The 7252-nt window shown below is 66.2% G+C and carries 9 protein-coding genes; 3 read left to right on the top strand and 6 right to left on the bottom strand.

Features of this window, described 5'->3' with window-relative positions; all coding sequences use genetic code 11:
* Positions 1-13 precede the first annotated feature (13 nt).
* The 3 genes from G6N45_RS14620 to G6N45_RS14610 all read left to right on the top strand — a co-directional run bounded on the left by G6N45_RS14620 (position 14) and on the right by G6N45_RS14610 (position 3175).
* Entirely contained in the window at positions 14-904 is an 891-nt protein-coding gene (locus G6N45_RS14620) for an SDR family NAD(P)-dependent oxidoreductase (protein ID WP_246228692.1), read from the top strand.
* Positions 905-984: 80 nt separating this feature from the next.
* Positions 985-2379: a cytochrome P450 gene (locus tag G6N45_RS14615; protein ID WP_163722958.1), complete on the top strand. Its 1395-nt coding sequence runs from the start codon at positions 985-987 to the stop codon at positions 2377-2379.
* Between the two features lie 13 nt (positions 2380-2392).
* Positions 2393-3175 carry a phthiotriol/phenolphthiotriol dimycocerosates methyltransferase gene (locus tag G6N45_RS14610; RefSeq protein ID WP_246228691.1) on the top strand — a complete coding sequence of 261 codons (783 nt, stop codon included), beginning with the start codon at positions 2393-2395 and terminating at the stop codon, positions 3173-3175.
* Here the strand turns inward: G6N45_RS14610 and G6N45_RS14605 are convergent.
* The 6 genes from G6N45_RS14605 to ybeY all read right to left on the bottom strand — a co-directional run bounded on the left by G6N45_RS14605 (position 3162) and on the right by ybeY (position 7251).
* Complete coding sequence (locus tag G6N45_RS14605) at positions 3162-3623, bottom strand: pyridoxamine 5'-phosphate oxidase family protein (RefSeq protein WP_163722957.1); 462 nt, start codon at positions 3621-3623, stop codon at positions 3162-3164. The genes G6N45_RS14610 and G6N45_RS14605 overlap by 14 nt on opposite strands.
* Positions 3613-4020, bottom strand: a complete 408-nt coding sequence (locus G6N45_RS14600; protein ID WP_163722956.1) for a hypothetical protein — start codon at positions 4018-4020, stop codon at positions 3613-3615. Before G6N45_RS14600 ends, G6N45_RS14605 begins: the two co-directional genes overlap by 11 nt.
* A 120-nt stretch (positions 4021-4140) precedes the next feature.
* Positions 4141-5043, bottom strand: a complete 903-nt coding sequence (gene era / locus G6N45_RS14595; RefSeq protein ID WP_163722955.1) for a GTPase Era — start codon at positions 5041-5043, stop codon at positions 4141-4143.
* Positions 5040-5357: a cytidine deaminase-like protein gene (locus tag G6N45_RS14590; protein WP_163722954.1), complete on the bottom strand. Its 318-nt coding sequence runs from the start codon at positions 5355-5357 to the stop codon at positions 5040-5042. The genes era and G6N45_RS14590 overlap by 4 nt, the downstream gene beginning before the upstream one ends.
* Positions 5354-6664 (bottom strand): hemolysin family protein, encoded by a 1311-nt coding sequence (locus tag G6N45_RS14585; protein WP_163722953.1) that lies wholly within the window; start codon positions 6662-6664, stop codon positions 5354-5356. Before G6N45_RS14585 ends, G6N45_RS14590 begins: the two co-directional genes overlap by 4 nt.
* Positions 6661-7251, bottom strand: a complete 591-nt coding sequence (ybeY, locus tag G6N45_RS14580; RefSeq protein WP_163722952.1) for an rRNA maturation RNase YbeY — start codon at positions 7249-7251, stop codon at positions 6661-6663. The genes G6N45_RS14585 and ybeY overlap by 4 nt, the downstream gene beginning before the upstream one ends.
* Position 7252 lies beyond the last annotated feature (1 nt).

The raw sequence follows: 7252 nt of genomic DNA, 5'->3' as shown, positions 1-7252 counted from the left end.
CCGGTCGAAGTCGGTGCTGATCACCGGCGCTTCGAGCGGATTGGGACGGGCCGCGGCCGTCCGCCTGGCCGAACTCGGCTATCGGGTGTTCGCAGGAGTGCGAACCGAGTCGAGTTCCTCCGCCCTGGCCTCGGTACCACCGTCACCGGGCGAGCTGATCCCGGTCATTCTCGACGTCACCGATGCAGCTTCGATCTCTCGGGCCGGCAGTAATCTCGAGCACGCGTGCGTCGACACCGGGCTCTGGGGTGTGGTGAACAACGCAGGCATCTCGGTCAGCTCACCCCTGGAATGCCTTCCGCTGGCGGCTCTGCGTGCCCAACTCGAAACCAACGTCGTCGGCTCAATCGCCGTCCTGCAGCGCTTCCTTCCGTTGCTCCGCGCATCTGAAGGCAGGATTGTCAACGTCGGCTCCGGTGTCGCCAACCTCCCCGGCCCCTATCTGGCAGCGTATGCGGCGGCCCAGTGCGCAAAAGAAGGACTCAGCGACGCTCTGCGGCGCGAGTTGCGGCCCCTGGGAGTGCGTGTTTCGGTGATCGAACCCGGGACGGTCTATACCCCGATCTGGGGCAAGATTCGGGAATCCGCCGAGGAGATCATCGGTTCCGCCCCCACTGAGATCCTCGAGGTCTACCGCGAGCGGTTCATCGACTTCCTGAACGTGAGTGAACGCCTGGCCCGCGCGAGCATGACCCTGCCCTCGGACTTCGCCGATGCCGTGGCGGCTGCGCTCGGAGCGAAACGGCCGAAGGTCCGGTACCGGGTCGGGGTCGATTCGACAGGCAGCGCACTCGCCCGCGCCCTGGTGCCGGATCGCATGATGGACGCCCTGTTACCCCTTGGTCTTGATGCTGCCGCGAGGTCGACGTACCGGCACCGAGAGATCCGGGAAGTGGCACCGTGACAGGACCAGGGTTCGCAGAAGCGATCCGTCTCCGCGCAAAAAGACGCGCTCTGAGCGCGGGTGCGATCCTCAGCCGTAGGATGCTGAGCGCAGAACCGGTTTCACGCGACTTCTGTCCGGCACCGGAAGGCACCGGACTGAAACCAGTTCCCGGCAATAAAGGGATGCCGATAGTCGGCCACATCCTAGCGGCCGCAACGCAGCCCATCGACTTCCTGCACGGTCGGCTGGAAAACTTCGGTCCGGTCTCGTGGATGCGTGGATTTGCGATGCCGATCGTTCTGGCACTGGGCCCCGAGGCCTCCGACGAAGTGCTCACCAACAAGGATCACGCATTCTCACAGAAGGGTCAGGAGTTCTTCTCCGGCCGATTCTTCAACCGGGGACTGATGCTGTTGGACTTCGAGGAGCACCGCTGTCACCGCCGCATCATGCAGGAGGCGTTCACCCGGGAACGACTCAGCGGGTACGTGCATTCGATGGACGCCGTCGGCGGTGCGGCCGCGGCGACCCTGTGCGACCGCGGCGAAATGCTGGCCTATCCGTACCTCAAGCGAACGCTGCTGGATATCGCTGCCACCGTGTTCACCGGCGACGACCCGGGACCGCAGCGCGACCTGGTGAACCAGGCATCCGCCGATTGTCTGCGGGCCGCCTCCGCGGTGATCAGGGCCCCGTTTCCCGGCTTGCGGTGGTCAGCCGGTGTACGCGGCAGACGCACCCTCGAGCGATACTTCCGCGCCGGGATCGACGCACGGCGCCGGTCCGGCGGCGCGGACCTCTTCGCCGTGCTGTGCCGCGCTCGCGACGAGGACGGCAATCGGCTCCGCGACGACGACGTTGTCAACCACATGATCTTCCTCATGGCAGCTGCCATAGAAACGTCGGCGGCCGCCGCGACAGCCGTGCTTCACCAGTTGGCGCTTCAACCCCAGTGGCAGGATCGCGTGCGGACTGAGTCGTCGGCTGTGGCGGGAGCGGGGCCGCTCGACCTGGATGCGCTGGAGCGCATGCACTGGCTGGGGATGGTCATCAACGAGTCGATAAGACTATTTCCGCCGGTTCCTGTGCTTTTTCGGAAAGCACTGGTGGACAGCTCGATTCAGGGGCACTTCGTCCCCGCGGGCACGATGATCGCCGTCGCCCCGTTGCTCAACCATTACCTGCCGCAGCTGTGGACCACCCCACAGATGTTCGATCCGGAGCGGTTCGGCAACGATCGCCGCGAGGACAAATCGCACCGCCTTGCATTCGTCCCGTTCGGTGCGGGAGCACACAAGTGCATCGGCATGCACTTCGCGACCACCGTGGTGAAGGTCGTGGTCTGGCATGTGCTGCGGGAACACCGGATCGAGCTGCGACCCGGGTACACGTTGGAATGGGATCTGACCTCGATGCCCACCCCGACCGACGGCTTCCCCGTGCTCGTTCGCCGAATCGAGACGCTGGACCACAACATGATCGTCTCAACATGAAACCGGGTGTCCTGTGGAACTGACCTATTTCTTGTCGTTCAATCGATTGGTCTCGAAGTCGTTCTATCGGGTCCAGACCCGCATGTTCGATGACGACGACGTCGTGTTCCTCAACGTCGGCTACGAGGAGGATCCCCCGATGGCTCTGCCGCTGAGCGAATCTGATGAACCGCACCGGTATTACATCCAGCTCTATCACCGCACGGCTACACAGGCCGAGCTCCGGAACAAACAGGTGCTCGAGGTCGGTTGTGGCCACGGCGGTGGAGCCTCGTATGTGATGCGTACGCTGCAACCCGCGACGTACACAGGATTGGACCTGAACAAAAGCGCCGTCGCATTCTGCCGTCGGCGGCACAATCTGGCCAACGTCGACTTCGTGCACGGTGACGCGGAGCACCTGCCCTTCCCTGACAGATCCTTCGACACCGTGATCAATGTCGAATCGTCCGCTGCCTACAGACACTTCTCTCGATTCCTCGCCGAGGCGGCCCGTGTGTTGCGGCCAGGAGGCCATTTCCACTACACCGACCTCCGGCCCCGCGGCGAGGTTGCTCAGTGGCAGACGGACCTGGCCGACGCCCCGCTGCTGATGCGCTCCCGCGAGGACATCAATGCGCAAGTCCTGCGGGGGCTGGAGAGGAACGCCTGCCGCATAGCGGATTTGGTCGGTCGGATGCCCAGAATCCTGCAACCCCTTGGTCGCGAGTACTCAGGCATGGAAGGCACCAAGTTCTACCGCGCCATGCAGCGCGGGGAGTACCTGTACCGCATGCACTGCTTCACCGCTGAGTGATGACTTCCGCGTCCAGCGGTCGGACTACGAGCACACACGCCTTGCCCTTCTCCCCCGATGAGACAAAGCGAGCGACTATCGGCAGGAGTCGAGCGTGTTCGAGGGTGTCGGCCATCCCCCGGCGGCTGAGGATGTACTTCCGCAGATCGCGCGGTATGTACCAGCGGATCATCTTGGCGTCGGTCCTGACGATGGCATCGCCGCGGATCCTCACGATCCTCCGATCGGCCGGATCGCCCTCGATGTCGAACAGCACCGTCACCCGCGGGTCGGCCCTGACGTTTCGCGCGGCCAGAGTTCGGTCCGTCGTGCCGAGGTAGATTTTTCCTGCCCCGCACACGAAGTAGAGCGGATTTACGTGCGGTCGCCCAGAGCGGGAGACGGTCGCGATACGCGCGACCATCGCACGGCGAAGGACGTCGGTGACCACCGAATCGTCAGGATTCATCGTCCACCTCCACCTCCCTGATACTCGCGTAATCCCAAGCGAGGATTCTCGTCGGCTGCAGCCTCGCCCACACGCGATCGTCGTCCGCGCTCGCCGCGACATCGCATAGCTGGACATGTCCGCGCACGTAGATCGCTCGGAGGTCGAAGAACTGGAAGCCCTCGTCGATGAGCAGCACCACTTCTGCGTCATCAGTGATCCGGCGCGCGGCGTTCGGCGGCATGCCGACCATGTAGTGACCGTCCGTGCAGCGAACGACGACCGGTTCCACACGTGGACCGTCGGCGTCGACGAATGCCACGCACGCCCGCGGAACGCGCTCCAGGAGATCGCGCGCCTCGACCGGATCGATGTTCAGCGTGATCCGCTTCGTTCGGACGTCGCGTGCCGGCTTCACAACTACAGATGATCGCTGTGGCGCGACCCGGTCGATTCAGTAGCGAACCACTGCAATCAGCCCCGAAGGCGGGGCGGCGCTACTGCGTCGCCGACGCCGGCGCCGGCGCCTTCACGCGCTTCAGAAACCCAGCCGGCCCAGCTGCTTGGGATCGCGCTGCCAGTTCTTCGCGATCTTCACGCGCAGGTCGAGGTAGACCTTGGTGCCGAGCAGCTTCTCGATCTGAGTGCGCGCCGCGGTGCCCACCTCGCGCAGCCGGGCGCCGCCCTTGCCGATCACGATGCCCTTCTGCGAATCGCGTTCGACGTAGAGGATGGCGCGGACATCGATCAGATCATCGCGGCCCTCGCGAGCTTCGACCTCGTCGATCACCACCGCCAGCGAGTGCGGCAGCTCGTCGCGCACGCCTTCGAGCGCGGCCTCGCGTATCAGCTCGGCCATCAGAACCTCTTCGGGTTCGTCTGTGAGTTCCCCGTCGGGGTAGAACGCCGGGCCGGGCGGCAGCTGCGCGACGATCACGTCGGTGAGGACGTCGAGCTGGGTGCCCGAAGTCGCCGACACGGGCACGATCTCGGTGTCGGGCCCGACGAGCTCGCTGACCGCCATGAGTTGTTGCGCGACAGCGTCTTTGGACACCTTGTCGATCTTCGTGACGATCGCGACGAGGGTGGTCCTCGGCGCGATGGCGCGGATCTGTTCGTAGATCCAGCGGTCGCCGGGACCGATCTTCTCGTCGGCGGGGATACACAGCCCGATCACGTCGACCTCGGAGTAGGTGCCCTTGACCAGATCGTTGAGCCGCTGCCCGAGCAGGGTTCGGGGCCGGTGCAGGCCCGGGGTGTCGACCAGAACGATCTGGAAGGTGTCGCGGTGCACGATGCCGCGGATCGTGTGCCGGGTGGTCTGCGGGCGGTTGGACGTGATGGCGACCTTGGCGCCGACCAGCGCATTGGTCAGCGTGGACTTGCCGGTGTTGGGCCGGCCGACGAAACAGGCGAAACCCGAACGGAATTCGACGCTCATCGGGGATTCCCGGCCCTGTCGGTGACGATGACGGCCGCATCGGCCGACAGCTCGCGCACCGCGGCGACGCCCGGGTCGTCGGCCGCGCCGCCGACGAGCACGGCGGCCTCCAGGCCTGTCGCGCCGCTGGACACCGCGGCCGCGACGGCGGCCTGCAGCGCAGTCAGCTCCAGCGCGGCCAGCGCCACCGGCGCCCCGGCATAGGTGCGGCCGTCGGCGTCGCGCACCGCGGCGCCGCTGGCGGCGTCGGCGCGACCCATCGCACCGCGCGCCAGCACGACGAGTTTGGCGTCCTCCGCGTCGAGTTCGGTCATTCCCGTCCCTCCTGTCCGTCGCCGTCCGGCACGGATTCGGGTTCGGTGGGGCTGACCAGCACGGTGCCGACGCGGACGCGCCCGCGGGGATCGGGTCCGCCCTCGGCGCGCAACATCAGCCCGTCCCACGTGATCTCGGCACCAGGCAGCGGCACCCGGCCCAGCTCGAGGGCGAGCAGGCCACCGACCGTGTCGACGTCGAGGTCCTCGTCCAACTCCAGGTCGTAGAGCTCGCGCAGATCCTCGATGGGCAGTCGCGCCGACACCCGGTACTGCCGGTCGCCCAGCTCCTCGACCGGCGCGACCTCGTCGGTGTCGTACTCGTCGGCGATCTCGCCGACGATCTCCTCGAGCACGTCCTCGATGGTCACCAGCCCGGCGATCGCGCCGTACTCGTCGACCAGCAGCACCATGTGGACACGGTCGAGCTGCATCTCGCGCAGCAGCGCGTCCAGCGGCTTGGAGTCGGGCACGAACGCCGGTTTGCGCATCACGTCGGACACCTTGGTGTCCCGGCCGCCGGTCGTCGAGTAGTAGGTGCGCTGCACGAGGTCCTTGAGGTAGACCACGCCGACGACGTCGTCGACGTTCTCCCCGATCACCGGGATGCGGGAATGCCCGCTGCGCACCGCCAAAGACGTCGCTTGACCCGCTGTCTTGTCACTTTCGATCCACACCATCTCGGTGCGCGGCACCATCACCTCGCGGGCCGGGGTGTCGCCGAGCTCGAACACCGACTGGATCATCCTGCGTTCGTCGTCGGCCACCACGCCGCGCTGCTGGGCCAGGTCGACGACCTCGCGCAGTTCGATCTCCGAGGCGAACGGTCCGTTGCGGAAACCGCGGCCGGGCGTCAGCGCGTTACCGATGAGCACCAGCAGCCGGCTGACCGGGACGAGCACCACCGAGATGCCCTGCAGCGGAAGCGCCGACACCAACGCGATCGTGTACGCGTTCTGCCGGCCCACCGTGCGCGGACCGACGCCGATGGCCACGAAGCTGATCACCGTCATGATCGCCGCGGCCGTCATCAGGCCGCCGCTGACACCGAGGTAGTCGTCGAGATAGGCCGCGAGCAGCACCGTCGCGCTGACTTCGCACGCAATACGCAGCAGCACAACGAGATTGATGTATCTCGGCCGGTCGACCATCACCTGCGCCAGCCGGACGGCGCCGGGGCGCTCGTCGCGCACCAGCTCCTCGACCCGGGCGATCGACACGGTGCTGATGGCGGCGTCGATCGCGGCGAAGAGGCCGGCGAAGCCGATCAGGAAGATCGCGCCGATCAGCTGTCCGAGCCCGGTCACGGAGTGTCGCCGTGGTTCAGATCATCGCCGTGGTTCAGATCATCGCCGTGGTTCAGATCATCGAAGTATCGGGACTTGTCCAGCAGCCGACGGTCCTTCTCGTTCTGCCGGTCCTGGTGGTAGGCCTCGACCTGCTCGGCCACCCACTCCTCGAGCAGCTGCCGCTGCAGCGCGAACATCTCTCTCTCCTCGTCGGGTTCGGCGTGGTCGTACCCCAGCAGATGCAGCACACCGTGGACGGTCAGCAACGCCAGTTCCTGACCGAGGGTGTGGCCGGCATCGGCGGCCTGGCCGGCGGCGAACTCGGGACACAGCACGATGTCGCCGAGCATCTCCGGGCCCGGCTCGGGGGCGTCGGGCCGCCCGCCGGGCTCGAGCTCGTCCATCGGAAAGCTCATCACGTCGGTGGGGCCGGGCAGATCCATCCAGCGCATGTGCAGATCGGCCATCGCCGCGGAGTCGAGCAGCACCATGGACAGCTCGGCGGCGGGGTTGACGTCCATCTTCCGGATCACGAAGCGCGCGACGCTGACGAGTTCGGACTCGGAGACGTCGATGCCCGACTCGTTGGACACCTCTATGGTCATG

Origin of the sequence: Mycolicibacterium psychrotolerans, assembly GCF_010729305.1 — a bacterium.
Lineage (GTDB): Bacteria > Actinomycetota > Actinomycetes > Mycobacteriales > Mycobacteriaceae > Mycobacterium > Mycobacterium psychrotolerans.
The sequence above is the reverse complement of the archived record's forward strand: the minus strand, read 5'-3'. Positions and strand labels throughout refer to the sequence as shown.

What these genes read in the sequence shown, in the direction of transcription:
- G6N45_RS14615 (WP_163722958.1), top strand. Translation starts at nt 985, where the DNA reads ATGCTGAGCGCAGAACCGGTTTCACGCGACTTCTGTCCGGCACCGGAA.
- G6N45_RS14605 (WP_163722957.1), bottom strand. Translation starts at nt 3,623, where the DNA reads ATGAATCCTGACGATTCGGTGGTCACCGACGTCCTTCGCCGTGCGATG.
- G6N45_RS14590 (WP_163722954.1), bottom strand. Translation starts at nt 5,357, where the DNA reads ATGACCGAACTCGACGCGGAGGACGCCAAACTCGTCGTGCTGGCGCGC.
- ybeY (WP_163722952.1), bottom strand. Translation starts at nt 7,251, where the DNA reads ATGACCATAGAGGTGTCCAACGAGTCGGGCATCGACGTCTCCGAGTCC.
- era (WP_163722955.1), bottom strand. Translation starts at nt 5,043, where the DNA reads ATGAGCGTCGAATTCCGTTCGGGTTTCGCCTGTTTCGTCGGCCGGCCC.